The organism is Pseudohalioglobus lutimaris (assembly GCF_002866825.1).
GTDB lineage: Bacteria > Pseudomonadota > Gammaproteobacteria > Pseudomonadales > Halieaceae > Halioglobus > Halioglobus lutimaris.
Genome location: NZ_PKUS01000039.1, coordinates 1 through 26,550 on the forward strand (window position 1 = coordinate 1; position 26,550 = coordinate 26,550).

The 26,550-nt window shown below is 47.4% G+C and carries 20 protein-coding genes; 4 read left to right on the plus strand and 16 right to left on the minus strand.

The window, feature by feature from the left end; genetic code table 11:
• Positions 1-935 precede the first annotated feature (935 nt).
• Both C0039_RS18640 and C0039_RS18645 read left to right on the plus strand, forming a co-directional pair.
• Positions 936-3,113, plus strand: coding sequence for a bi-domain-containing oxidoreductase (locus C0039_RS18640; RefSeq protein WP_101518941.1), 2,178 nt, complete (start codon positions 936-938; stop codon positions 3,111-3,113).
• A 43-nt stretch (positions 3,114-3,156) separates the two neighbouring features.
• A complete protein-coding gene (locus C0039_RS18645) occupies positions 3,157-4,257 on the plus strand; it encodes a glycosyltransferase family 4 protein (protein WP_101518942.1) in 1,101 nt (366 codons plus the stop codon).
• A 334-nt stretch (positions 4,258-4,591) separates the two neighbouring features.
• On the opposite strand, the gene C0039_RS18650 is transcribed toward C0039_RS18645, so the two are convergent.
• The 15 genes from C0039_RS18650 to C0039_RS18720 all read right to left on the minus strand — a co-directional run bounded on the left by C0039_RS18650 (position 4,592) and on the right by C0039_RS18720 (position 22,413).
• The gene (locus C0039_RS18650) at positions 4,592-5,515 is read right to left on the minus strand and encodes a DUF6473 family protein (RefSeq protein WP_207796487.1); all 924 of its coding nucleotides are present in this window, start codon (positions 5,513-5,515) and stop codon (positions 4,592-4,594) included.
• A gap of 316 nt (positions 5,516-5,831) precedes the next feature.
• Positions 5,832-7,340: a right-handed parallel beta-helix repeat-containing protein gene (locus tag C0039_RS18655; protein WP_101518944.1), complete on the minus strand. Its 1,509-nt coding sequence runs from the start codon at positions 7,338-7,340 to the stop codon at positions 5,832-5,834.
• A gap of 57 nt (positions 7,341-7,397) precedes the next feature.
• The gene (locus C0039_RS18660; RefSeq protein ID WP_101518945.1) at positions 7,398-8,132 is read right to left on the minus strand and encodes a hypothetical protein; all 735 of its coding nucleotides are present in this window, start codon (positions 8,130-8,132) and stop codon (positions 7,398-7,400) included.
• 178 nt (positions 8,133-8,310) lie between these two features.
• Positions 8,311-9,417, minus strand: coding sequence for a glycosyltransferase family 4 protein (locus tag C0039_RS18665; RefSeq protein ID WP_101518946.1), 1,107 nt, complete (start codon positions 9,415-9,417; stop codon positions 8,311-8,313).
• Positions 9,402-10,316 (minus strand): glycosyltransferase family 2 protein, encoded by a 915-nt coding sequence (locus tag C0039_RS18670; protein ID WP_101518947.1) that lies wholly within the window; start codon positions 10,314-10,316, stop codon positions 9,402-9,404. The genes C0039_RS18665 and C0039_RS18670 overlap by 16 nt, the downstream gene beginning before the upstream one ends.
• Before the next feature lie 8 nt (positions 10,317-10,324).
• The gene (locus tag C0039_RS18675; RefSeq protein WP_133126050.1) at positions 10,325-11,587 is read right to left on the minus strand and encodes an O-antigen ligase family protein; all 1,263 of its coding nucleotides are present in this window, start codon (positions 11,585-11,587) and stop codon (positions 10,325-10,327) included.
• Between the two features lie 510 nt (positions 11,588-12,097).
• A complete protein-coding gene (locus C0039_RS18680) occupies positions 12,098-13,549 on the minus strand; it encodes a lipopolysaccharide biosynthesis protein (RefSeq protein WP_101518949.1) in 1,452 nt (483 codons plus the stop codon).
• Positions 13,546-14,625 (minus strand): glycosyltransferase family 4 protein, encoded by a 1,080-nt coding sequence (locus C0039_RS18685; RefSeq protein ID WP_101518950.1) that lies wholly within the window; start codon positions 14,623-14,625, stop codon positions 13,546-13,548. Before C0039_RS18685 ends, C0039_RS18680 begins: the two co-directional genes overlap by 4 nt.
• Before the next feature lie 196 nt (positions 14,626-14,821).
• A complete protein-coding gene (locus C0039_RS18690; protein ID WP_165787190.1) occupies positions 14,822-16,345 on the minus strand; it encodes an MraY family glycosyltransferase in 1,524 nt (507 codons plus the stop codon).
• A gap of 145 nt (positions 16,346-16,490) precedes the next feature.
• The gene (locus tag C0039_RS18695; RefSeq protein WP_101518952.1) at positions 16,491-17,396 is read right to left on the minus strand and encodes an ExeA family protein; all 906 of its coding nucleotides are present in this window, start codon (positions 17,394-17,396) and stop codon (positions 16,491-16,493) included.
• A 20-nt stretch (positions 17,397-17,416) separates the two neighbouring features.
• Positions 17,417-18,292: a CpsD/CapB family tyrosine-protein kinase gene (locus C0039_RS18700; protein WP_101518953.1), complete on the minus strand. Its 876-nt coding sequence runs from the start codon at positions 18,290-18,292 to the stop codon at positions 17,417-17,419.
• 49 nt (positions 18,293-18,341) lie between these two features.
• Positions 18,342-20,057, minus strand: coding sequence for a GumC family protein (locus tag C0039_RS18705; RefSeq protein WP_101518954.1), 1,716 nt, complete (start codon positions 20,055-20,057; stop codon positions 18,342-18,344).
• 19 nt (positions 20,058-20,076) lie between these two features.
• Positions 20,077-21,267, minus strand: a complete 1,191-nt coding sequence (locus C0039_RS18710) for a hypothetical protein (RefSeq protein ID WP_101518955.1) — start codon at positions 21,265-21,267, stop codon at positions 20,077-20,079.
• A 20-nt stretch (positions 21,268-21,287) separates the two neighbouring features.
• A complete protein-coding gene (locus C0039_RS18715; protein ID WP_165787191.1) occupies positions 21,288-21,845 on the minus strand; it encodes a polysaccharide biosynthesis/export family protein in 558 nt (185 codons plus the stop codon).
• 214 nt (positions 21,846-22,059) lie between these two features.
• Positions 22,060-22,413, minus strand: coding sequence for a hypothetical protein (locus tag C0039_RS18720; RefSeq protein ID WP_101518957.1), 354 nt, complete (start codon positions 22,411-22,413; stop codon positions 22,060-22,062).
• A gap of 572 nt (positions 22,414-22,985) precedes the next feature.
• Here C0039_RS18720 and xrtE point away from each other — a divergent pair.
• Positions 22,986-24,644: an exosortase E/protease, VPEID-CTERM system gene (xrtE, locus tag C0039_RS18725; RefSeq protein WP_101518958.1), complete on the plus strand. Its 1,659-nt coding sequence runs from the start codon at positions 22,986-22,988 to the stop codon at positions 24,642-24,644.
• 10 nt (positions 24,645-24,654) lie between these two features.
• Here the strand turns inward: xrtE and C0039_RS18730 are convergent, their stop codons facing one another.
• Complete coding sequence (locus C0039_RS18730) at positions 24,655-24,999, minus strand: DUF1820 family protein (protein ID WP_075998928.1); 345 nt, start codon at positions 24,997-24,999, stop codon at positions 24,655-24,657.
• Between the two features lie 201 nt (positions 25,000-25,200).
• On the opposite strand from C0039_RS18730, the gene miaB reads away from it, so the two are divergent.
• Positions 25,201-26,544: a tRNA (N6-isopentenyl adenosine(37)-C2)-methylthiotransferase MiaB gene (miaB, locus tag C0039_RS18735; protein WP_075998930.1), complete on the plus strand. Its 1,344-nt coding sequence runs from the start codon at positions 25,201-25,203 to the stop codon at positions 26,542-26,544.
• Positions 26,545-26,550 lie beyond the last annotated feature (6 nt).

Consider the following 26,550-nt stretch of genomic DNA (forward strand, 5'->3'; position numbering starts at 1 on the left):
CAATTGAGGCAATAGCGCGAGAAAAACCGCTCGTTTTCATCAGTTTGTTCATTAGATTCCTACGTTAAAGCTAGAGTTAGCGTTGCGATGTTGTAAACTTCGCCGAACACATAAGCATATATCGTGCCAGATTTATTTATATCCATGATATTCAATCAGGTGCATTCACACCGCACCTTGAAAGAGCAAGTTGCTTTCACAGGGTGGGCATATGTTGTTGCAATTTGGCGACAGAATTTCCAGGATTTGTATGGATCGCCACTCCTTGAAGGCTGAGACTGTCGCAATTGCGCGACATATTTGACGTTTTCTGTATTTGGGACGTGAATTGCGCTGGCCCAGTTGCTTTGGCTGCTTCAAGCTCGAATGGCCCGGGTGTTTGATTCGCTAATTAGTGAGGTGGTGAGCTATACCAAGAATTATCTACAATGTGCTTCGTGAGGCGGCATAGGATCACAAGATAGAGACAAGAGGTATGATCATTGGTGACCTCTTCTAGATTATTTGAGTCAACGAACCATAGAAGCGGTAGAGGACTCGAATCCGGGAAGCCACGCTATAAAGTTCTGCCGTTCATGGGTCTTCTGCGCTGTTCTTTTATTAGACAGGTGAATGATAACTTTTCGTACCTGAGACTCTGTTTCGCCCGAAAAGAGCAAGGGCTTCAACCTCAGCCTTTTACTAATATGCGAACTAATCTGTGGATTCGCTCATATTTTATCTAGTGGCCAGTGGCAATTTCCCGAACTCACTACCGTAAGCGCTCGGTCTTACCAGGAACAGCCGGCGAAAATTTCGACTCTGGGGAACGCCATTAGTTACTAGCCTAAATAACAGAAAAGTGATGTTGGTCACTAACCGCTTACCGCCTATATCCAGTATCATCTGACCGTCTATTATTTCTAACTACTCGCAAACTAGAAGGTCATTGATCGATGCGACAAATCAGCCAGAACTACAAAAATGGCACCATTAATCTGGAGACTGTGAATACTCCCAAGTTGAAGAGTGGTGGAATTTTAGTGCAGACCCATTTTAGTGCAATTTCCATGGGCACCGAAGGGATGAAGATTAGAGAGGGTGGCATGTCTATGCTGGGCAAAGCGCGTGCACGCCCTGATCAAGTAAAGAAAGTTATTGAATCAGTCCAACAACAGGGTTTGAAGAGTACTTATGAAAAAGTAATGAACAAGCTCGACTCCCTAACACCCCTAGGGTATTCAATTTCAGGAACGGTACTTGAAGTAGGGAAAGGAGCCGAAGAGTTTCAGGTAGGTCAACGAGTGGCCTGTGCTGGTGTGGGGTATGCCAATCACGCAGAGATTAATTTCGTTCCAAAAAATCTGGTCGTGCCAGTTCCGAAAGGGGTGCGTATGGAGGATGCTGCATTCACTACTATTTGTTCAATTGCCATGCAGGGTTTTCGTCAGTCCGAAATGCAGCTTGGCGAAACCGCCTGTGTTATTGGCCTTGGACTCATTGGACAGATATTAGTGCAAATACTCACTGCTTCGGGTATCAATGTTATCGGTATAGACCTTGTCCAAGAACGTTGCGAACTCGCCGAGTTGAATGGTGCATTTTGTGCGTTACAACCCCAAGACGAAAGGTTAATGCAGAAATCTCAAACACTAACGGACGGATTGGGAATTGATTGCACTTTCATAGCCGCGGGGGGAAGTTCCAATGGCCCCGTCGAGATCGCCCACAAGCTAGCCCGTGATAGAGGTAGACTAGTAGACATTGGAAAGACCAAGCTCGACTTACCGTGGAATGACTATTACGAAAAGGAGTTAGATGTTCGATTCGCTAGGTCCTACGGGCCAGGGAGGTACGATAGCAACTATGAGGAGGGAGGTATCGACTATCCAGTAGGTTACGTTAGATGGACAGAGCGTCGAAACATGCAGTCAGTTCTAAGGCTTATGGAGAAAGGATCACTTGATATGAGGCCATTGATCGGTTCTGTCGAGCCTTTTGACGACGCCGAAAGAGTTTTGAAATCAATTGGCGAAGGAGAGAGAAAGGACATAGCAATTGCCTTTCGTCACAATGATGATATTGATGCTTTTCAAAGCTCTCCAAATCGTAGTGCACTGAACTCAAGCTTAGACTCCATTGGAGACAAGGTTAAGGTTATAGCGATAGGGGCAGGCAATTATGCTTCCAGTATGCTGCTGCCTCATTTGGCGAAAAACCCAAATGTTATTCTTCACGAGGTAGTAACAGCAACAAGCCTCTCCGCGATGAATGCCATGAATAAATTTGGTTTCTCAAGGAGCAGTACAAGCTTCGAAGATGCTCTTTTAGGCGAAGCAGATGCTGCGATCATCACAACCCGTCATCAATCTCATGCGCTGATGGTCTCAGCTGCTATTAAGGCCAATAAAGCTGTATACGTGGAGAAACCACTGGCGATAGACCTAGAGGGGCTGGCGTCTGTCGATGATGCAGTCAGGTCATCTGCTAACCCGAGACTAATGGTTGGATTTAATAGGCGGTTTTCCCCTCTTATGCGTAAAGTGAAAGACAGTCTTTCAGAGATCAACTTACCGATGGTGATGAATTACCGGGTGCATGCCGGGCAACTTGAAGAAGGTTCTTGGTACCTTAAATCCGATGAGCACGGGAGCCGGTTCGAAGGTGAAGCGGGCCACTTCTTCGATGTTTTTGCTTTTCTTACAAATTCCCGGCCGCTTAGCGTATTTGCGCGATGCTTGCGTCCGCCCAATATATCTAAAGACGATCTAGACAATCTGGTCGTGACCGTTCAATACGAGGATGGGTCAATAGGCAATCTGCTTTATTTAACACAGGGAAACAAAAAAGTCCCTAAGGAGTCGCTAGAAGTTTTCTGTGGGGGTACGTCCATTCAACTCCACAATTTTGAATCAATGAAGATCTACAGTGGCGACAAGTGCAATAAAATTAAGGCGAGGTCGATAGACAAAGGCCAGAAAAACGAACTTCTTGAGGTTGTTTCAGCGATCAAAGCAGGCAGCCAGATGCCAATTTCAATAGATTGTCTCTTCGACACCACTCTGGCCACACTAGCCTCAACAGAATCTTTGAGGCGAGGTGAAGTGGTCTGCCTGAGCGACTTTTCTATATAGCAAGCATCTTGTCGAACACACTACTACGAGGCCCAATGACACTATGAACTTACGTTACACTGCTGCAGTGGTTGGTGCGGACCTCACATCTAATGGAGGCATTGCATCGGTAGTCAAAGCATTTTGTAAGCAGCATGCTAGTGAGACTCCTCGGAATTTCGACATATATCTTTTGAAAACCAGCCATTACAAAGATGGTTCTAAACTTGATAATTATGTTCTGGTATTTTTCGCACTTTTTAAGTTTCTTTATAAAGTCGTGACGACTCGAAGAATAATTGTCCATATTCATAGTTCATACGGAGCTAGCTTCTACAGGAAGTCTGTTTTTTGGTTAATAGCCAAATTATTCAGATTGCCAGTGATTCTTCACTTGCACTCAAGTAAGTTCGATGAATTTTTTCTTAATGCACCAAAATTCAAAAGAAAGTACATCAATTGGATACTTAAAAATTCGGACGTTGTAATCGCGCTATGTAATGACTGGAAAAGAAAGCTAGAACAGGAATTTCAACTGACTAATATTGTTGTGGTTCATAACCCGATTGAGCACATCTATCAACCAAATCAGTTTGAAGGAACAGGCGAGTTAAAAATCTTGTATATGGGTTTCTTCATACCCTCAAAAGGGATAGAAGACTTACTACTAACGGCCAAAAGGCTAAGTGATGACAATACTAAGTTTCGCCTCTCAATTGCTGGCAAAGGCGACCTCGAAGACTATATTCGTACAACTATAGCGAATCTGGAATTGGAAAAAAATGTCAACTTTGTCGGCTGGGTTTCTGGAGAGAAGAAGGCGGAGCTCTACAAGCAGACCGACGTTCTCTTCCTGCCTTCTTATAACGAAGGTATGCCGATGGTAATACTGGAGAGCTTAGGGCACGGTATTCCTGTAGTCTCAACGGATATTGCCGGGATACCAGACATAGTAATCAATTCCAAGAACGGATTCCTCCACCGCCCTGGCGAGATTGAAGCATTCAAGGAGTCACTGAAGTATTTTCAAACTGATCGATCGCGATTGACAAGCTTTGGCGCATTTAGTCATTCGCTGGCGAAAGAATTCTCTTTACCAAAGTTTTACGGAAGAGTCGTGGATGTGTACGAACTCCTTTATATCAAGCACTTTGCCACAACCTAGTGTGACATAGTTGTACGTGGTCTAATCAAGCCGGGTGAGCCTCTCCCCAAAACTGGACCGGCTAAATCTGGAAGTTTCCGGCTTCTCAGTGCCGATCTCTGAACTCAATCGGCGTCAATTTTCCCAGCGATTACTGTCTCGACTTGCATTGGTTCGCTAGCTTGGAAGATGCCAGGAAAGTAATTGAAACCTGGAGAGATCCTGGCAACGCCATTGGCTGACACGGTGCTACCGCAAAGTCGCCTAGTAATCAGTTCGCCAGTTTCCCTCGGTAATGACACTATTACATATGAAGCCCAATTTGGCAGCTACACGAATACCTCGAAACGCAATATCACACTATCGATTTACACGTATCAAACAAAGTTTCGGCAGCGTCCTCGTGCATCTCTGGTGTAGGATAATAGATATTGTGGGTCCACTCCTGCGAGGCAAGGTCAAAGCGATCGGTTTCAGGGTTTACTGTCACTGGCTCACCAGTAAATCTACTGAAAAGCGGCTGTGGGTCACCTCGTCTAGATACACATTTTACGAATTTAGGTCCACGGCTTATTACCTGATCCAACATCTCCTGGTTTACTAACTGCGGATACTCACCGAAGAGTCCCCCTAAGCTTGAGTAACTTTCTGCATACTGCGCTTCCCTCTTTGAAAACCAGAAAAAAACTACAGGCACAGAACAGCGCTCAAGTAAACTAATATAGTTATTTACCCACGTTTCACGAATCTCATTTACAAGACTTTTTACTTGTGATCTATTTTTTAGCCTGGCTATCTTTCGAACAAGTCGGTTATCACCAAACTGTCCAAGCGGAGTTGAATTAAAAAGTTCGTTAAAAGCTTGCCGAGCCCCCATTTTTCGCCCGTTGCTCCTTATGGTCACATACTCAAGACCACCGCACTCATAATATGAATTGCTCTGGCTACGCCCGGACATCACTTGAACAACCACAAATTTGCTACGATTAATGTATTCGTGAAGTTGCTCCTGCTTTAGAAAAAACTCCGGGCCGGCGCCTCCGTAACCCAAATTTAGTACCGGAAGATTCAATCTGGAAGAAAGCAATTGCGGATACGGTTTTTCACAGAAACACCCAAAGGTCTGAGCGGCTCCCAGGCATACAAAATAATTTCCATCTTTAACTTCTTTAATAGGCGGACCTCTAAAAGAGAGGCCTGTATCGTCTAACGTGTACATTTCATAGTCGGAGACTTCAAAATCTCGTCTTTGATATCCGGAAAGATGTACGCTTGTCACGTATTGCTCCATTTTTTGGTCGTATAAAGCTGATTGCTAGCTCTAGCTAAGCAAAGTCAGCTACCACTATACATATCTAGTTTGTCTTGCCAATAAGAAGGTAAGTGTAACTGAAAAAGGTGGGCGTAAAAGAAAGAGGTAGTAGGCTGTCCCTCCATAGTGTGCCTATACTGCAAGTTAACTAACTTTTCAGGTTAACCAGAAAGGAATGCTCGTTTCTACCTGATTAGGAAAAGTCTCGTTTTTCCAGAGCGAAATAGAAACTATATTCTACGAGTACATTGTACGTTTTTGGAGTGCTTATTGGTCGTAGCGATTACCTGCCGTATTCAACTGCTCCGATGTCGGGCCCGCTTCCATTGATTGCGTTACCATAAAAGTCATCGTCAAGACCAACCGGCTTTCCCGCATCAATCAAGGAACTCCCCAGTAAAGGGGTCCAACTAGTTTCATCGATTTGTGGCGTGAACACGTTCAAATCGTTACTTCCCTTCAAAGATTCATTGATACTTCCAGCGATATCCGACCATGCATTATGGTCTGCAAGGATTTCTAGTACATGGCTTTTCTGTACCTCTACTTCACCGTTATGGAATATATTATTACTAATTTCAATATCACTGAGGTTTCTCAAACGTAGAATTCGCTTACCACTGCCTTCTCTATTATAAAAAGTGTTGTTGTAGATTCTGACGTCGCTAATACCCTCTAGATACAATGAAGATGGCTTTCGTTCGCCGTAGTATGCCGTATCCGCGAAAATATTATTGTTAACCCGTACACTACGCCTAGGATGTTCGCTGCTTGAACCCGCACCTTTCAATATTCGCAAATGATCAACGTTGTCTTCAAAATAGTTTCTTCTCAATGTGATGTTTGATGCATTATTGTGAATCACAATGGCAACGCCATTGCTTCCTGATACATCCTGCCCCGCAACACTAGGCCGGAAACCAAAACACTTGTTTTTTTCAATCAGAATCGGCCCCGGGCCCGACTTGATGTCGATAGCGTTTTCACCAACATTCCCAAAATTATGATGAGTTATCGAATGATCTTCTCCATTTTCGTCCCGATAATAATAAGGCCTCTGCACTTCAAAAACGTTTGAGACAATTGAGGTCTTACCCACTGTACCGGCCAACTGGATACCATCTGCACCAATATCTCTGAATAAATTACCCGATATTAGAATTTCGTCAGTCGATATTTCCGCTGTGATTGCATGTAAATCCCGCCCAATTTTTCGGCTGCGTAAGTTGTCAAAAAAGTTATCTTCTATTGCAATGCGACGCCCGCATTGGATTTTTATACCTGCATTGCTGGAGTGTTGAAAGCGATTTTTGCGAAAGGCGATATTGCTGACATAGGTCAGACATTTACCAGATTCAGTTCCGCCAAGCTTCACTGTTCCCGCAGATTGAAAAGTCAACTTCTCAAAAACCCACCAACTTACGTCCGCTATGCGTAAATCGGAGTTATCGCTGATAACTGGAAGTTCGCCAGCATAAGATCGAACACGAATGGGGTTAGTTGAGGTGCCACTCTGATACTTTTCTGAGCTCAGTAGCGGAAACTTTTTATAAACTCCAGCTCGGACAAAGAGTGTGTCACCTGGGTCCAGTTTCATCATCGCATATTCCAGGTCAGCAAAGGCTGCATTCGAAGATCGGCCGCTGCTGGCATTGTCGCCGATATCCGCGTGGACATAGTAATCCTTCGACAGGGCCATTGAGGAAAAGACCAACAGAGGCACTACTATCATCGCGCTAAGTACGCAATTCAGCATGGCTAGAAAGCCCCAGAACAAATTCGGTAGCTTCATTGTTTATTCACCTTTCCTCTGAAAACAGGCATTGGCATATGTGGCTAGCTCTATTGATCAGCTAATCAAGCTAGTATCTTCAGGAAACTTGAGAAAATCGGGGTCAGATACCAGCGATGGACAGTAAATATCGAATTCCAGCTCTGCGTCCGTTAAACCCAACTCATATACACACTTTGCAAATAGATCCCTGTGCTCAGGCGGCGGGGTCCTTCTCGATCCAACGTTCTCTTTTGGCATTTCATCAACGCCACGACGTTCCATAAACTGACAGACTTTTCTCGCGGCCTGCATATCTCGTGTAAAGTTAACAATCAGATAGTCGTCTTTCCGATCGGCGAAATACTTCATGACAAACAAGTGATGTTGGTTGCGATGCTCTATCCACTGCTTTACCGCACTTTGGGAATCATCCCAATAATCACTTGCCTTATACCTACCGGTTTCTTTTTCCCGCTGAATGTGACCCAGTCTACTATAGACCCAACTTTGCAAACTTCGGACCTGCAAAATATACTTGCTTCCAGGAAAAGACTGGTCGAGTTTGGGCAAATCATCAGGCACCCCATCACTAAAACAATCGTATTTCCTAAGCAAGTTCATATCATTACATGTTCGCCACTCCGTACCGTGGTTTGAGGGCAAACCCATAGACTGAAACAATGCATCCAAAGATGTCGTTCCAGACTTATTGAACCCAATTGCGAAAAACTTTTTATCGCGTAGCCCCAATTGATTCAAGATAATTCTAAATCTGATTCCAGCAGCACGCTCGATACTTTCGAATCTCATCTATGACCTCATGGAAAACGCGAATCTACTCGCATACGTTAAGAACACAATCACGGCTTTGATACCATCAGCGCAAATAGGGACGTCGACATCCCTCTCCTATTTGTATTCTTACGCTGCATGCGCTGAACTACAATTAGCTGCCATGCCAAAATCAACAGAACACCCTGATTGCTCTTTATATTGATCGATAATAGACTTCTTTTACACCTTGTGCGTTTGACTTTATTGAGAATTCTCTTTGCACTTTGAAAGCGGCTTTTTCGGTGATACGGTGACAGGTCGCGGGATCTCCAAGAACGGTCACAACAGCTTGAGCCACCTGATCAGGATTCCTCGTGTTCACGATAAAGCCGTCTTCATGATCTTCCAGAATTTCGGGCACAGCTCCGGCCGTATGGACTGCCACAACGGGAACCCTCGCCGCCATCGCTTCAGTAATCACCAGACCAAAAGGTTCAAAATTTGAAGTAAACAAAAAAACGCTGAACAACTTAAGTAGGCTCAATGCGTCAGAGCGAAAGCCTAAAAAAAATGTCCGGTCCTGTATACCCAACCTTACAGCGAGGCTCTCCAATTCGTCTCGCAAGTCGCCATCACCGATGACTATGAAAACAACGTCATCGACCTTCTCTGATATAGATGCAGCAGTTTTGAGAAATAAATCAACACCTTTCTGATGCTCCAAGCGGCCGATAATCCCGACTCTATACTTTGCATTCAGTATTCGGCTATCGAGATCATCGCCACAGTACTCTTTCGTCGAGACTATCTGGTTTACATCGACTCCATTGTATACAAGGTCTATTTCCAGGCTTACTGATGGGTTTGCGTTTTGCATAAGTTCAGCCATCATCCCAGAAATACTAATCCATCTGTTAATCGTCCTGTAAAGATATCTATATAAGATATAGTCCTGCTTCCTACCACCGAGCAAGCCCCCTCCATGATCTGTATACACAACGGGGAGGCGAACGAAATGAAGAGCGGAATTAAACAATAGATTGTTCGAATGGGAATGAACTAGCCGAGGTCTAAATTTTTTTACTGTTCTGTGTATTCCGAAAGAACGTACGACACTGAATCCGCCTTTCATCCCTAGGTACTCTACTTCTAACAATTTTTCAAACTTGTCAGAAAGTGCTCCCGGGCTTGATAGCACTACCAAACAAGGCTCCAAATCTGGGTCTGCTACCTGCTCACTAAGTAAGTTGAACAAGTATGTCTGAGCCCCCCCTTGATCCAAATGCCAGATAACATGAAGCACCTTCACTTGAAGGTACACTCATTTATCATGTAGCGAAAAAGTTGCGCTTTGGTACTAAATCGAGAGCTTGGCACAAGGCGGCAAGCCAAGTACAGCATCCTCCAAACAACACGCACAGCATATCGGTATACAGCGGATACTACGGGGCCATAAATATGCCGGATATAAATAATGCTGCCTTGAAAACTATATTTTAGTGAATGAAGTTTTACTTTGCTTGCACTTCGATCTCTTAAGTGAATAACAGGAGCAAACGGAAGGTACATCACCCTAAATCCTTCTTCTCCTGCTCTTTTACACAGGATAGTATCCTCGTAGTACATGAAAATATCTTCGTTGAAAATCTTTCCACCTGTGACCAAAGAGCGGGATACGTACAAGTAAGCGCCTGTTCCCCAGTCAACTTCATGAACACTTTCAGGATCTAAATCACTATACAGGAATCGCTTTTGGCCAGCCGAATTTGTACTACGAATTCTGCGAAAAGTATTTCTCCAGAAAGTCCCCCAAAAACCTGGAAAACGACGATAGGGTGGTTGAAACTCTCCGTCTTCATACTGTAGCTTCGCCGTCACAATCCCAACTTCCGGATTCTCCTCCATAAAACCAAGAACTTCCAATGCACCGTCGTCAAGCACTATTGTGTCACTATTCAACAAAAGCAAGTATTTCCCTGTGGCTACTCCGACGGCCTGATTATTAGCTCTTGCAAAGCCTACATTCTGATTATTTTCAATCAACTTGACTCTCGGAAAGCAAGCCTTAACCATAGCAACGCTATCATCTGAAGACGCATTATCTACAACGACGATTTCGATACGCAGCTTTTTATCCAGATTTGAATAAATTGATTCCAAGCAGTTTTTGAGCAACTCGCTAGTATTCCAGTTCACTACAATTACCGAGAGTTCAGCCATTTGAGGTATTATTCCAGTCCGCTTTTAGTTGAATTACTATTTGCCTCGCCATTCCCATTAAACTCCCCAGAAGCAACTGACAGTATTGCTGCGACTAGGCAGACAAGAATTATAGAGTGAGGAAACATCAAATGATTTTCCATAACAAAAGAGACGATAAAATATACCAGGTATGAATAGCCAAACGCTGTTATTGACTGGTGCTCGGGTGGAAGATTTTTACTACCAAGGATTGTATAAACCCATAGCAATATATAGAAAAAGACCAACCAAACAATTCCAAGAATACCTAAATGCTTCAGGAGATGAGTGTAACCCAAATCAGCTTTTCGAGAAATTTCCTCTTTACGCCTATAAGAGAAATCACTTTCATTAACACGAATAGCCAATGTTCCACCGCCTACGTATGGGTACTTTTCAAAAATTTCCAGATCGACTTCAAGTTGACGCATTCTCGCTGCCGCAGACCCTTTCTGCTCTTTCACCGTTTCCATTCCAGAAATGAACGGATTGAGAAAAATATTTGTTTCCATTCGATATTCTGCAATCACAACTGCAGTAATGCCCACTAAAACTAGTGAAAATAGCAGTTTAATCCGGCGCTTTAAGACCAACATTGAAAGTGCAGCGACGACTATTGAGAGTAATCGCCAACGGCCTTGCTGCCAAACATGAGCACCCGCGAGAAAAACGGTCAGAAATCTACCCCAGAAACGCGTCGACTTATCGGTCGCGAAAGACCATATCGAAACTTGCCACAAAAATATTACGCTTATTAGGTTTAACGCCGGAACGGTGGGCACAGCGATTGAACTCCTTATTTTACTGACCCCGTCCCCCATATCGAACTGATTTCGAACAATATTTGGACCAAAAGTATCGATGGCAGCCAGTATCAAAGCGATAACTGACAGAATTGTGAGGATCTTCATGAACTTGAATACATCGGACGGCGTCTTCAATACCGAAATGAAAAGAAAGAAACTCAAGTAGTAGAACTGCTGCCTCACAGCAACGAGCCCATTCAATACGGATTGATTGAAGTTGATTGAAGCGAGTGGCGCTTGTATTAACACCAAAAACAAGTAAGCGAAAAAAAGCCAACTGAAGGGTGATGAAAAAATGGAGAAAGACTGCCTGCGAATTACGTACTGATAAAAAATGCCAGCGAAAATTAACAGCAGTCCCACATCCGTAGGTTTCCCTGGAAACTCAGGCAGTAACCATAAAAGTTGATTAGCAAAGAAGAAAACAACTAAAAGAAATATCAAGCCAAGCGTAACCTCTGAATGATTTCGAACATCACAACTCTGCCGCTCTCATCAACTAGCGACGAAGATTTCGTCAAAATTAACCACTAAAATTTTGCTAAATGGACTACGGTTAAACTTCAGTTTACGTAGCGCTAAAATATCTACAGATTTCCCCATGAAGCCGTTACTCTATAAATCCCTATTCTTAAACACTCGCACCTTACAAAAATTGTCCAACTAAAGCACCCTTTCTTGATACAAAGGCTATGTGCGAACAGCCCCCATTATGCAAGTCAGTTTTTTCAGGCAATAAACTAGATAAATTAGGTATCGGGTACAAATTCTTGCATGCGCCGAAATGATCTTCCGTCCTAACTCTCATAAATCAAATCAATTTCCAGCCATTTCCTTGGGTTCTCTATTACAGATAACTTATAAAGCAATAGCAAGAGTATCCAAGTGTCATTAGTTAACGAATCACTATAGCGAACGCTACTCTATATACTCGTCACATATACCCTGGCCTCGCTAGTTTCCGCGGGACAAAACCATCTTGGCGGTACCACAAGCTTCAATGAACAAACTTCTATCCAGTATCAGGACAACAACAAAGTAACTGATACCCGCTGCCACTGTAAGAAGAAATAGGCCAATCAAATCAGTTACCAGATAACCTCTTACGGCTTCCCAGAAGAAAAGAAGAACAGCCATTGCCAGGCAACCCATAAGTGGCGAAAAAAACTGGCGAACGAATTCGCGCACATCTAGATCCAAAACCGATTTCATAATGTGAGTGGTATAGGGAAGCACGAGCATAGAACGCAATAGTGCAGCCAATGCCAAAGCCTCCAGCCCGAAAGGAACTGCAACAACTAACAAGACTAATCCCGAAATAGTCTGAAGAATCGACACATTCAAAGCCAGTCGCGGTTTACCTATTGCACGATAAACCGGATCGTTGAACATCGTAATAAGGCTGACCAGCGCGCTCAGAGCCAAAAGCTGAACAACTATCGATACAGGCTCCCATTGATCTCCAAACACCAACTGGGTTATCTCGGCACCCGCGATTGCAAGAAAGATAAATGAAGGAAAGAACGCCAAAGCAACAAGGCGAGTGCATTTAAGGTATGAGGAGTAAAGCTTATCTCTATCCATCTGTATGCGAGAAAAGGTTGGAAAGAGAACATTTACAAAAGGCTTGCTAAGAATCATCTCTAAGATCTCCACAAGCCTTCGAGCTATGGTGTAGTACCCTAGGGCGATAGGCCCTAGTACATATCCTATTACTAACCGATCGGAATGTTGATTAAGAACGTGCATGAATTGAATTCCTAGCACTTTAGATCCGAAGTCGAACAAATCTTTGAAGTGTTTCACAGATACGTGCAATCCGGGACGCCAATCACTATAAGTCCATATAACGAAAAGAGACACCACCGCCTGAACAAGTTGTTGCGCCACTAGAGCCCAAACACCCATACCAGATATCGCCATGGTTATTCCCACAGCAGCGCCCGATAAGGTAGCCACGGTTGAACGAATGGCCAAAACTTTGAATTGAAGATCTCTTATTAGTATTGACTCCTGCACTCGAATCAAAGAATAGAGAAAAACACTCATTGACAGGCAACGCAGAACTAGAACTAAATCTGCGCTTTCGTACCAAAGTGCAATCGCGGGTGCCGCAAACATGAGAAATAATGTCAGCGATGTGCCCACGCCGACCATTACCCAAAATGCCGTGTCAAGGTGTGCAGGTTCAAGCTCTTCACGCTGCACAATCGCTTCACCAAACCCAAGTCGGTTGAAAAACTCTGCGAAGGCAATAAACGCGCTGCCCAACGCTACCAACCCGAAATCCTCTGGTGCCAATAGTCGCGCAAGAATTAGAAAGACCAGTAGAGATGAAAACCTACGAAAACCGATTTGAAATATCGACCAAAACAAACCCGCTGCGGTTCTCTCTCGTAAATTCATTTCTGTGCTTCCAGGTCGTTTACCAGCTGACCGACACGAATTGCCCACTGATCCCAATTAGTTCGAGACTCATAGTCAGTGCGGGCTCTGAGGCAAAGATCTCTGTAGCCTGATTGATCGTGTTCAAGCTTAGCTATGATGCGTGCGTATTCCTCCCCCCTAGCAGATAGGGGTAACAAGTATCCGTTAACATCGTCTAGAATCACACCGGGCACTCCCCCAGTTTCTGTCGAAATACTAGGAATTCCATAGGAGCTAGCCTCACAGAAAACAACTCCGAAGCACTCTCCCCTTGTAGGTAACAGCAAATAATCGGACGTTACGAAAAGTTGCTCCAGCCTATTTGCTTCCTCATCAATACGTTTATCTAAAAAACCCACGGAATGTACTCGCTCATGAGTAAACTTTTCAGGAACGTCACAACCACATACAATTAGGTGAGCGAGAATATTGTGATTTTTTTCGAGACTGAGTAAAGCTTCGTATGCGATATCTCCTCCTTTCCTTTTCCAGTCGACGCCCAAGAAAAGCAATCTACATTCACCCGACTGTTCTCGGGAGATCGCAATTTTAGAGGAAGGAACGTTATCTATGTTGGCACCAAAAGGAATGACATGAACTTTTCTCGGAGAAATTCCGTAGTCATTAACAGCCGAACTCGCAGCCCATTGTGAAGGGAACGTAACTATATCGGATCTATTTAGAGCTAGGGCTTCTAACTTTTCCCCTGCGCAGATTGACCTTCTCAGGGTATTAGAAAAGGCCTCATAGTACCCGGTTACCGCGGTAAACGTGGTGTCCGATACAAACACCACAGGCACACCGATATTTTCCAGATACGCCAAAGCGGGTGATGCAGCTGCAGCAACCAAAAAGTCGGGGCTCGCTGTTTTCAGTTTTTTGCTGGCTATCCTGCTGACACGCTTTGCATACCAGCGAGCACGTGTATAGTCATAATTTTTTCCAAAGAAAAAGAGCGACAACCTATTGAACAACTTGCCTAGAATGGACAAGCGAGTTTCCACAGGACCCAAGTTGATCACGTCACCATACTGGCGCTCAAGTGCTTCGCGCATATAGTAATGAGTACCGGACCAGGCTCTACGGTTGTCGGGATCAGTAAGAGTAAGAAACCCTATAGTTTTTCGATGGTTCACTGAAGGACCATAGTTATCATACTTCCGCACAATTTTTCAAAGGTAGGCTCCTTGCATAGAGAAAACAGCCTGCGATACCCGACGTAAAACCCTTTTATCGGAATCGGAAGTGAGTTTAAAAGTGAACTGCCAACACTGATAGCGCAATTAAGGACCCTAGCGTAAGCCTTTTCATTGGGCTATCACCTCGAGCGAGAGCGTATTCTGCCGCATATAGCATTACACTCGTGCGAAACAATAGCCTTACAACTTCTAACCCTTGCCCGTACTCAATCAACAGCAAAGGCGCGACGCACACAAGAAATAGCGCCACCAAAAGATCTTGATTCGTCAAGCCAAAGTACTGCTTGCGCGTAATCCTTATGGAAACAAGTAACAACAAAACGAAGACGGCGAATAAGAAATCTATGAGCCAATTAAACTTTTCGCCTTGAATTGAAACGGTGGCACTGTAGATAAGCAAAACGCAAGCGGGATAAGAAGCGGCTCTTGCAAATACCAGAGACGTCGTTTGCCAGTGCGTTAACTTGAATAGCCAGAGAAAGCCTGCACAGATACATGCAGCGCCTAGTAGCCGGTCTGAAATTTGAGTTGCAAAAAGTGCAGAGCCTATAAGAACTAGCGAGATGGCGGAACTAAAGAATAACCCGGTGTACGAGTGGTATTCCCCAAGCTTTCGGAAAAATCGGTTCCTGCGCTTCTCATATGTTATTGCCTCATCATGAAAACGCCACCCGACTATATTCGCCGTGACCAAAGCGCCCAAGACAATTACCAAGAATGAACAATAAAAAACCAATACATACCAATCGTCGTTGGCACGCAACAGGTATGCGCTTATCAAAAGAAGTGACTGCAATATATACACAATTGCGACAACTTCATGGTTGTAGAACCCTAGCTTTGCGACTTGGTGGTGAAAATGCTCTCTGTCTGGCCCTGGGAGCGGCAACTTTTTGTGGATCCTTACGGGCACTACCTGAAATATGTCCATCACAGGAATACCGAGTATCAACAAGGGCAACAACGTACTCACACTGCTCGACTCCGATTGAGTCAGAGTGATCGCCAACCAAGCCAGAGTAAAGCCCAAGAACTGACTACCGGAATCTCCCATAAATATTCTTGCTGGATGGGTATTGAAGCGCAAAAAACCAAGTAACGCGGCACCTACGGCTAGAGTTATTCCAATAATAATTGGCGCAGATGCTTCCTGCGCAAGTACAAATATTAGACCCAAAGCTATCAGTGTAGTGCCCGCAGCAAGACCATCCATGCCGTCAGAAAAATTTACACCGTTAATCACACCTAAAACAAAAATGAATGTTATTGAGTAAGCGATCCAAGCCGGCGCATCGGAAAACAAGGGAAAGTCAGTGAGGACCATCCCACCTGCCATCGCCACCATTACACCAAGTGCTTGCCCGCCAATTTTCTGCTTTGGTGATAGCTCGAGCATGTCGTCTAACAGACCAAATACAACGATAATCAGGCTAGCCAAGACATAACTAACCACTTGCGAGTTGAAAGGAAGTGCAACCAATAAAGCGATTGAGGTCGCTGCGACTATAGCGATACCGCCGCTTCGCGGCATGGTTTCAGCGTGGATTTTTCTAGCATTACCGGTGGGGTCATCCACCAAACCTAACCGGCTGGAATGCCTAATCAGCAGAGGAATCAAAGCCAACGAAGACAAAAGCGCGATTATGAATGTGAATACAAATTGGACTTGCATATGGCTGTTGCTTTTCAGGCAAAAGGAAATGTAATTGGCATATTGGCAGCTAACCAATTATATCCAACAGATCTATAGAGCTTTTCACTTTCAGCTCTTCTCTTACTGACTCCCTCTCGGGGTCGGATCCAATCCCCCTTCTGTGTACACCACCAATTTGTTTGGCCTTGACCACGCTTAGCACAATATCCAATGGTACTTGTTTACGTCCTTGGCCATAAGCGGCGACTAACGATCCGTCGCAAAGCGTATTGATAATACGAGGAATCCCTCCGCTGTAGTAATAGATCGCCATCAACGCAGAGGTATCAAAAAGATTCTCTGATCCACCCACGTGCTCTAAACGGAAACGAACGTAGCTCATTGTCTCCAGTAGATTCAAAGGGTCCAGCCTATACTCTGCAGAGACACGCTGGGCGAGCTGAGACATGGCCGGATCAAAAAACATCTCCAACAACTCGGGTTGCCCAATCAGTATAACCTGCAACAACTGCATTTTGTCGGCATTGATGTTTACCAACAGACGCAAAGACTCAAGGTCATCCTTTGTCATATTCTGCGCTTCATCAACTATGACAAGTGTGCGCTTGCCTTCTGCGCTCTGGTCTACAAGAAAGTCCTGCAACTTCTGCAGCAGCGCAAATTCCTCGTTACTATCAGTGTCGATCCGAAAAGCGTTGATAATCCACTGCAGCAAAGTGCCGTATGCACGGTGAGGCGTACTCACTAACCCCAGGGTAATTTCGTCATAATTGGTTCTGCTTAACAAGTGCCGGAGAAGCGTGGTTTTACCAGCTCCTACCTCTCCAGTAATGACAGTGATCCCAACCTGCTCGAGCAGACCGAACTCCAACATATTGTATGCTTCTCTGTGCACGCTGGAAAAGTACACCGAATCCGCATCTGGTATAAGAGAGAAGGGCTTATCATCAAGGCCAAAATATTCCGTATACATGCTCTAGTTCTCTCTCCTTCTCAGCGAGCCTTATTCAAGACAGTGCCGATCAACTGCACCCCTTCCAGCAACTGCAATGAGCGCTTAATATCAGCCGGGTCTGATCCCCCATCTTCTACAATCATTAGGCAGGCATCCACCTTGGGTGCAAACACCATGGCATCGTCATTTCTCAACAACGGTGGCGCATCGAAGATAACAATGCGGTCTGCATAACGGTTTCTTACATCCGCCAGAAATTCGTCCATCTCTGGCATATTTAGAAATTCTGAGGCGTGCTGCCCACGTGGCAAACATGGCACTACAACAAAGCGGGGGTAGCCGGGATTAATTAGAATATTTTCCAGCGGTTCGTGGTCCACGAGATAATCTACGATTCCCTTTTCCGGCTCAATCCCCAAAGTCGGACATACACTAGGCTCACGAAAATCAAGGTCTACCAGCATGACGGTCTGGTTCATTTCGTGAGAAATGCACAATGCCAGGTTAACGGCGGTCAGCGACTTACCAACGTCTTCTCTCGGGCCAGTAATTAGGAGAGTTTTCCAGCCGTTTCGCTTCATTGCACTTAAGACCTGGCTACGAAGCTGCCGATAGGCCTCCACCCGGGGGTCATCGATATCCCATGCAATGATTCGGTTATTCGCCAAAACTTGTTGGTCCGGCTCAACAACTCGGGTCTGAGAATACACTACCTGCCGTGTCGGAACGGCCAAGCTAGCACCATTACCTCTGATCGCGCCAAGCGCACTTCCACCGGCACGCAACCCAGGATCACGACTCTCGTGCTGCCTATCTACTGTTCGAGTTGTACGTGTACCCGGCGGCGGCGTTCTGCCAATTACGCCCTCGCGCTTCTGTCGCGCCCTCTCGATTGCTTCCTGCAGATAATCCATACCCCTCCTTCCTCAATCAAACACTTCTAGTCGCTTTTAGAAAAAGTCTTTAGACCTTGACCAATGAACTAATGGTAAAGTACATAGCCACTACAAGCAGAATTACTCCTCCTATCAAGACTACGGCCTTTTGCCGCTGCTGGCTTTTTTCTATATCGTTACTTATGTAAGGGATGGCAACCAGGGGCGCTTCTCCAATCAACTCAGCGAGTTGATTTAGGCCATGTACAGTGCTATCAGTGATTTCTCTGAGGATTGACAGTCCAGCACCAATCCCAACCCCTAGAATAAAACCAAGAAAGACAATCGCTGGTCTATGAGGGCTCACCGGGGACGACGGAAGCAAAGGAGATTGGATCAATTCAAAGCGCTCTCCTTTCTGTTCCTGCTCCAGGCTCTTGGCCAAAAGGGCGTCGCGACGTTTGGCACGGATATCCGCGAACTCCGCGTTTGCAGTCTTGTGGTCGCGCAACATCGACTGATACTCCCGCTCCACCTCAGGCGCCCGTTTGAGCAACTCCTCGTAAAGATTGATCTTCTGCTCCAACTCCTTCTGCCTGTTACGCATAGACAAAAGGTCCGAATTTATCGTTTCAAGTTGGGTCTGTAGCAGCACGTAAGCCGGGTTATCCGCCACAGGGGTAGCTGTCCCCCAAGATTCTTTTTCTGCTTTTCGAGCGCTTTCACGAATCTGCTCTAACACCCTTCGTGCATGTATCAACTCGTGGTGGTCATCCCGATAACGACTCTCTAACCCAGCCACCACCTGCTCCTGCTCCTGCAGTTGTCTCTGCAGGTCATTAACATCTGAGCCCAGGCCGGTTTCGGCCTGCAAGCCGGCTATTTCACGTTTAAGCCTTATTAGGTCCGGGTGATTCTCCAGGTACACCGCTTCCTTCTTTCTATACTCTGTCTGTAGGGCCTTGAGCCGATCAGTAGCGCTCATAACCAAGTCACCTGAAGCCAACATTGTCGGCGCAGTGGGGTTTATCTGGGACATTTTCCCCGCTATTTCAATCCGCCGTTTAGAAAGTGCTTGGATGCGGTTATCCAAATCGCTAAATTCCTTCTGGGCTGACTGCAATGTTGTCAGGTTGAAGCTGTCACGCCCCGGCATACTTCCTTCATTTTCTTCTTTAAACCGGGATATCCTCTTCTCCAACTCCACCAATTCATCTTTCAATCGGTTGGCCTCGGAGCTCAAGAATTGCTCTGTGCTTGCAGCCTGTTCAGAGCGATCTTGCTGATCCTCCTGCAGGAAGAGTTCCACTAGCTCAGTAGCGACATCCCGGGCCTGAACAGGATCCTCATCGGTGAAAGCTACTGTGAATGCAATGGTTGCCTGGGTGGGCCTTCCGCTTCTTGGGTCAACAACATCGGCGCTGACCAACTCGACGGCAACGTTATCCCTGAACTCCCTGACTTCTAGAGGTGTCACATCGGCATCCGATCCATCTTTATGCTTATATAACCTATATTCTTTAATCAACCCCTCGACGTTTTCCCAGGCCAGTACGCGTTGGCTTATGACCTGGACCTGCTGAGCGGCATAGCTCGTAACTGTTGACCGGACCAAGTCCTGCGATACTGCTTGCTCTTCAATCGAAATAACACCCTGTGACTCAAATCTCGCCGGAAGCACAAGCGCGAAGATAACCGCGATCGAAAAGATAAGCACCGCTGGAAGCAGGAACCAAATCTTTCGACGCCTAAACGCCCTTAGGAAATCTCCTAACGAATTGAATTTACTAAACTGCGTATCCATGATTTTTGAATCAACTCAACTATCGGGACCAAACGTTTTTTGTGGGTTGGTAGGCGATACTTAGATAAAATGCGTTGGAGTCAGCACTGCCGCTCTGAAGAAGCTGGGTTTGATCTTGATAGGAATACTGGTAACTCCCTGCAATATACCAGGACTCAGCAAAACGATAATCCACTAACAAACGTAGTCTTGCATAGTCTCGAGTAGCATCAATTTCATCTCGAAAAGACTCGCGCCTACCCATAAGAACAAAAGCCTTGATTTTGCTTCGCTCAGTCCATTTGAGCTGGTAATCCAAAGACCCCCTATACTCCTCGACTACATTTCCGGCCCCGCTTCCAGCCGGCTCACTGCTCAGGCGAATTTTCCACTGTGACCTTTCATCGGAATAAGTTAGATCTCCTCGCAGAAGAAAAGTATCGTACTCTTCATCATCAAGACCCAGTTCGTCAGGAAAGCTGGTTTCCACACTTGCCCATCCGGCCGAAATCGACCCTTTGACTTGCTCTGTCAAGCTTGAGTCAAAACCTAGCCAAGCACCCAAGGTTTCGGCCTCATCAGCGCTAAAGCGAGGATCACTGTCATCTTCAAACTGACTCCAATAACCCTCCAAGCGAATTCGATTACGCTCAGAAAGCTGGTGCAACCATCCGCCGTTTGCTCTCAGAAACGAATAATCATTTAAGAGGATCGTATCGTAATCCACACTTTGGTAGTCCAAGCCTCCTGTCACCCCGTTACGCGTCGTAATCAGGTAATCACCAGATCCACCAAGCGTTGCCGTTTCTCGGCGATTAGCCTTTAACCCTACAAGACCTGTATCCTCGAACTCTCCTGTGCGGCTTGTATCGCGCTTATACCCCGCTCGCCCTTCGATTTCTCCGCGCTCGAGCAAATAATTCACCTTGCCTTGCAAGTCCTGATCATCACTATCGTACGCGTCTTCATCAAACCTGGAAAAAACCAACTCACCATCCAGCTCCGCTGTAAGGCGCTCTGTGCGAGTCGCTAATGTTGCAGGCAGCGAAACTCGAGCACCGGAAATATCCAACTTATTGTCCGGAGTCATTCGAGTATTATCATCCGTCTCATATCCAGCTTCTACTGCGTACTGAAAGCTGTACTCATTCGCGCCTACTGCAATCGACAAACCGAGGAGGCTCGCCGCGCCGAGCATCTGTGAGACTGTTTTTTTTGAATATAAATGCATTTGCTACCTTCCTCTATCATTCAAGGTACAACGACAATATCACGGCTACGCAGCAGGATATTCGAACTCAAATCCTGCCCTGCTTTCACCTTGCTATAACGAAACGAAATGGATTCCTGTCTGCCATCCAGGGCACGGCGTAAAACCCGGATATCATTCTCCGCGGCAAAGGCATTGAGCCCTCCAGCCAGCGCCAGCGCCTGCATAACATCAGTATCACTGTTAATTCGATACTCTCCTGGGCGCTCTACTTTACCAATAACATAAATCTTGTTTCCGCCCGCATCCACCAGCGAGACAACCACGCGCGGCTCATCCTTGATGTATTTTCCGAGCGCCTTGGAAATTTCCTTTCCCACTTCCGAAGGGGTGTTGCCCGTAGTGTCGATATCCCCCGCCATAGGCAGGCTGATCAAGCCATCGGGACGCACCAGAACCTCTCGACCCAACGTATCTTCGTTCCAAACATCAATGCGCAACAGATCACCCGGATTTACTGTATAAGGTGCCGCAAAAATCGATGGGACCGCGGAAAAACAAGCAAAAACTAGCAAAATTTTCGCAATAGACTTCGACATTCGTGAGGCCTCCAGACGAACTACAGAACTACATTTTCTAACTACACGAGGATACATGAGAAGTGCGCAAACAGGCACACAGAAACGCATATTTGTGCACCAATCTACATATTTTTATAGGTAGATCAATTCTACTCCGGGGGGGAACAATCGGGCAAAGAGGGCGCGTCTAAGGAGGCCGCCCTCACCCAGCCAAAACCACTGCGCAACAGCTTCAGCGTCGCGCTACGACACTGAAGCCCAGCACCGTTGAGGCCAACAGCAGGAGCAGGAGCCTGGAGGAAAACGCATTGCTGTCTACGGAGTCGACAACCACACCGGACACGGGCGACACAGCCACGGCTGGCGAACCCGCCGTGGAGACCAGGTCTCCGGGAACAGATGCCTGGTGAACGGCGGATAACTCCAGTGCGGCTAACTGGTACATACCCGCTTGATCCAGGGAGGCGGTTTTCAGGGTTTCGATCGAAGTGATCTCAGCACCCATGGCCCCGGCACTGGACCAACTCGCCGCGATAACGACAACTGCGAACACCTTCCGAATATTTGAATACAACTTGCGAAACACCGCCCTAACTCCCTTTCCCACAACTGGGAATGATAAAACTTACCTTGCTACTACTTACCCGCTCAGGGCAAACCTTCTCGATTGTCGCCGCCAACCCCGATATCCATTGGCGTTGAAAACCCGTCTAACCCCTTTTGGGTATAGCACATGGGGCACAGTCTGCACAGATTTGATGACAGTATTCAAAGCGCATCCAAAAACTGTGAACTGCATCACGGTTTCTCTACGTGACCTGCTTTGACAGGCTAGTGACGGCTAAGATAATCGACGCCCTCACGTACACTGGGACCCGATTGGCGATCGGGCGCGCGCATTCTATGCCCTTTGCAGGCATAAAGCACGCCGAATACACTTTTTTTATTGATATACAGCGAGTTAGCTGTGGCCATGTGCTCTTATAGAGCCAAAGACGGTCGGTACCGCACCAATATGATGACGCATAATGACCAACGGCACTGAACGGGATTGGACTGCTTACGGGCATGACAGACAATTCAACGCTGACACTTGGCGGGCGTCTTTCCCTGCATCCGCTAGCGTCGGCTTATCTTGGGGCATTGCGGGTTGACTGAATGAAACTGACTTCGGCCAGGGCATCAAGCCAGCACAGAAGGCACACGTGGCGAATAATTTTACTGATCGCTATTTTTTTCCTGCAGTTTGAAGCGCTGGAAATTGGCCTGCGTGACTACTACACACCCGACGTCGCACGGTCATCCGTGTGGGCGCCTCTATACGAATTTCGCCAGTATGTTTTCAGCTTCCTGGTGGTATTTCCGGTTGCACTGCTACTGATCACCTGGCCCCGGCTGCGCGCACATTACGGACAGCTGAGCCGCGCAACAATATCGCACTCCTGGGGCGGCATGTTCATAATGCAGTTGGCCCTTTATACCTGCTTTGCCTGGACCACCTACCACCTTTCCATGGAGCCGGATAAATACGCCGGATCAACGCTGCCGCTTATCGGCTGGGGCCTGTTGCTCTGCGCGACGCTTGGTGCGTCGCTGTTGATGTTGGCGCCCCGGGGGTACTGGGCGAACCTGTTTCGCACGGAGGGAAAATCAATCATCCTGGCTGCTGCTGCGGCTCTGCTGACGACAGCACTGTCGCTGTTGCTGCAGAAAATCACGCCTGCACTTGCCCTGGGGACAATACAGGGTGCCGAATTCATATTGTCGCTGGTGTACCACGATGTGGCCTTCGATCTTGATCAACGCGTGCTGGGTACAGGTGACTTCCTGGTTAAAGTCAGCAACGACTGTGCCGGTTATGAAGGCATTGCCCTGATCACTGTATTCCTGACGGTTTATCTGTTCTTGTTCCACAGGGAATTCCGCTTCCCCGCGGTTTTGGTGGCCTACCCGGTTGGAATTTGTATCATCTACGCGTTCAATGTCCTCAGGGTCGCCGCCCTGGTCAGCCTGGGTAGCTCTTTTTCTCCTTCAATCGCCCTGGCCGGCTTCCACTCCAATGCAGGCTGGATAGCTTTCCTCGCGGTAGCCACCGGCCTGATCGCCTTCCTGCACCGTGTACGCTGGTGTCGTGCGGAGGAAAAACAAGCGCCGGAACCGCAAAAGAGCCGGTCTGCAGCCAGCGCCGAACCCGGACTGGTAGACGCCCTGCTGTTCCCCTTTATCGCCCTGCTTGCATCCATGCTGATTCTGGGCACGCTCACCGTCGACTTTGACTACCTCTACCCGGTGAAAGTCATCCTCGTTGGGGCGGCACTCTGGTATTTCCGCGCCCAATATCGCCTTGGCCTGGGCAAAATCAGCATGACCGCCCTGGCCACCGGGGTGGGGGTCTTCGCGCTCTGGATAGTGCTGGTGCCGAACGCGCCTGCTGATTCAGCAGAATATACCCGCGAATTCGCGCAGTGGCCCGCCTGGGCTGTGGTTGTCTGGGTATTATTTCGACTGGCGGGATCCGCCATCACCGTTCCCCTGGCAGAGGAACTGGCGTTCAGGGGCTATTTACTCGCGCGTTTTTCAGGGCAGGCCCCGTCCATGAATGGCCAGTTGCCTTTTAACTGGATCGCGGTGGCTGCCTCGTCACTGCTGTTCGGCATCCTGCACGGACAATGGTTTGCAGGTGCTATGGCCGGCCTGGCCTATGCGTGGCTGCGGATCAGGAAAAACTCGGTCTATGACGCTGTAGCCGCACACATGATTACCAATTTCCTGCTTTCTGGCTATGTAATGCTCACCGGTAATTGGTCTTTATGGTGAGGCGTTCCGGTTATAGATCGTCACCCTGTTGCCCCCCGGGCATACCGGGAAGAGGAAACCTGGCCACATTACCTGAGCCGGCTCCCGCGTCTGTTATGCGGGCACTCCCCTCCTTGTCCACCTCATCAATACGAATAATCGCCTGCAGGGGGATATAGGAGCGGGTCACGCCATTGAATTCATTCTTCAGCTTTTCTTCGCTGGGGTCGACCACGATTTTTGAGCGCTCACCGAACACGAACTCCTCCACCTCGATGAAGCCCCACATATCGCTCTGGTAGATCGCCCGGGCAAACACCTCAAACACCTGGTTGCCATTCTGGAAGATCACTTTGTAGACGGATTGTGCTGGCATGATTCCCTCGTGCGGTGGCCCGCTGGTCGGCCCCTGAACGACCACCTGATTTCAGGGGGCGGCAATATTACCATCATCTGGAGGAAATACCAGTCCGAAAGCCGCGCCAGCGCTAGGTTTCAGCGACCTGACTGGGTATACTCCTCCACCCTTTTCAAAGCTGGACCAAACGGGGGGGCGAAACCCCGGATCAGAGGAACTGTGAGCAAGAAACTATACATCAAGACCCACGGCTGCCAGATGAACGAGTACGACTCCGCTCGTATGCGTGACCTGCTGGAGGAAAGCCACGACCTGGTCCCCACAGACGACCCGGAAGAGGCCGATGTGTTGCTGCTAAACACCTGCTCTATAAGGGAAAAAGCACAGGAAAAGGTATTTCACCAGCTCGGCAGGTGGAAACACCTCAAGCAGAAGAACCCCGACCTGATTATCGGCGTCGGCGGCTGCGTGGCGAGCCAGGAAGGCGCAGAGATTGGCAAGCGCGCTCCCTACGTGGACCTGGTGTTTGGCCCCCAGACCCTGCACCGGCTGCCAGAGATGATGGCGCAACGCAGCGCCACGAAAGGCCCCGGGGGCACGCTGGTGGTTGACGTCAGTTTCCCCGAGATCGAGAAATTCGATCGCTTGCCCGAGCCCAAGGTAGACGGCCCGTCCGCTTTCGTCTCTATTATGGAGGGCTGCTCCAAGTACTGTACCTTCTGCGTGGTTCCCTACACCCGGGGCGAGGAGGTCTCACGCCCGCTGGACGATGTCATCGCCGAAATCGCTCATCTCGCCGCCGGAGGCGTGCGCGAGGTTAACCTGCTCGGCCAGAACGTGAATGCCTACCGCGGCGAAAGCCACGAGGGCGAAATAGTCGATTTCGCCGAACTGCTGCACTACGTCGCTCGCATACCCGGGATCGAACGTATTCGCTACACCACCTCCCACCCGGTGGAGTTCTCCGACGCGCTGATCGAGGCCTACGCCGACATCCCGCAGCTGGTCGACCACCTTCATCTGCCGGTCCAAAGCGGTTCAGATAAAGTCCTGACCGCCATGAAGCGCGGGCATACAGCGCTGGAATACAAGTCCAAGATTCGCCGTTTACGCAAGATAAGGCCTGATATCAGCATATCCTCTGATTTTATTATTGGCTTCCCTGGGGAAACGGAGCGAGATTTTGCTGACACCATGAAACTGATAGAAGACATCGGTTTCGACGTGTCTTTCAGTTTTATCTACAGTGCCCGTCCCGGTACGCCGGCCGCCGATCTGCCTGATGAAACCCCGGAAGACGTCAAGAAGCAGCGACTGCAAATTCTGCAGGCGCGTATCAACCAGAATGCGCAGGCAATCAGCCGGGGCATGGTGGGTAGCGTGCAAAGAATCCTGGTTACCGGTGTGTCCAAAAAGGACCCTGGCGAACTGCAGGGCCGCACTGAAAACAACCGCGCGGTGAATTTTTCCTGCAGCGATCACAGCCTGATCGGCAACTTTACCGAGGTGGAAATTGTGGGGGCCCTACCCAACTCCCTCCGCGGGACGCTAAGCAGTCATTGACGCCGG

Coding starts and splice junctions, on each gene's coding strand:
- C0039_RS18715 (WP_165787191.1), bottom strand. CDS start 21,845: ATGTCGAAGTCTATTGCGAAAATTTTGCTAGTTTTTGCTTGTTTTTCC.
- C0039_RS18670 (WP_101518947.1), bottom strand. CDS start 10,316: ATGGCTGAACTCTCGGTAATTGTAGTGAACTGGAATACTAGCGAGTTG.
- xrtE (WP_101518958.1), top strand. CDS start 22,986: ATGAAACTGACTTCGGCCAGGGCATCAAGCCAGCACAGAAGGCACACG.
- C0039_RS18660 (WP_101518945.1), bottom strand. CDS start 8,132: ATGAGATTCGAAAGTATCGAGCGTGCTGCTGGAATCAGATTTAGAATT.
- C0039_RS18710 (WP_101518955.1), bottom strand. CDS start 21,267: ATGCATTTATATTCAAAAAAAACAGTCTCACAGATGCTCGGCGCGGCG.
- C0039_RS18730 (WP_075998928.1), bottom strand. CDS start 24,999: ATGCCAGCACAATCCGTCTACAAAGTGATCTTCCAGAATGGCAACCAG.
- C0039_RS18685 (WP_101518950.1), bottom strand. CDS start 14,625: ATGCGCGAAGCACTTGAGCGCCAGTATGGTGACGTGATCAACTTGGGT.
- C0039_RS18640 (WP_101518941.1), top strand. CDS start 936: ATGCGACAAATCAGCCAGAACTACAAAAATGGCACCATTAATCTGGAG.
- C0039_RS18700 (WP_101518953.1), bottom strand. CDS start 18,292: ATGGATTATCTGCAGGAAGCAATCGAGAGGGCGCGACAGAAGCGCGAG.
- C0039_RS18645 (WP_101518942.1), top strand. CDS start 3,157: ATGAACTTACGTTACACTGCTGCAGTGGTTGGTGCGGACCTCACATCT.
- C0039_RS18655 (WP_101518944.1), bottom strand. CDS start 7,340: ATGAAGCTACCGAATTTGTTCTGGGGCTTTCTAGCCATGCTGAATTGC.
- C0039_RS18705 (WP_101518954.1), bottom strand. CDS start 20,057: ATGGATACGCAGTTTAGTAAATTCAATTCGTTAGGAGATTTCCTAAGG.
- C0039_RS18695 (WP_101518952.1), bottom strand. CDS start 17,396: ATGTATACGGAATATTTTGGCCTTGATGATAAGCCCTTCTCTCTTATA.
- C0039_RS18680 (WP_101518949.1), bottom strand. CDS start 13,549: ATGAATTTACGAGAGAGAACCGCAGCGGGTTTGTTTTGGTCGATATTT.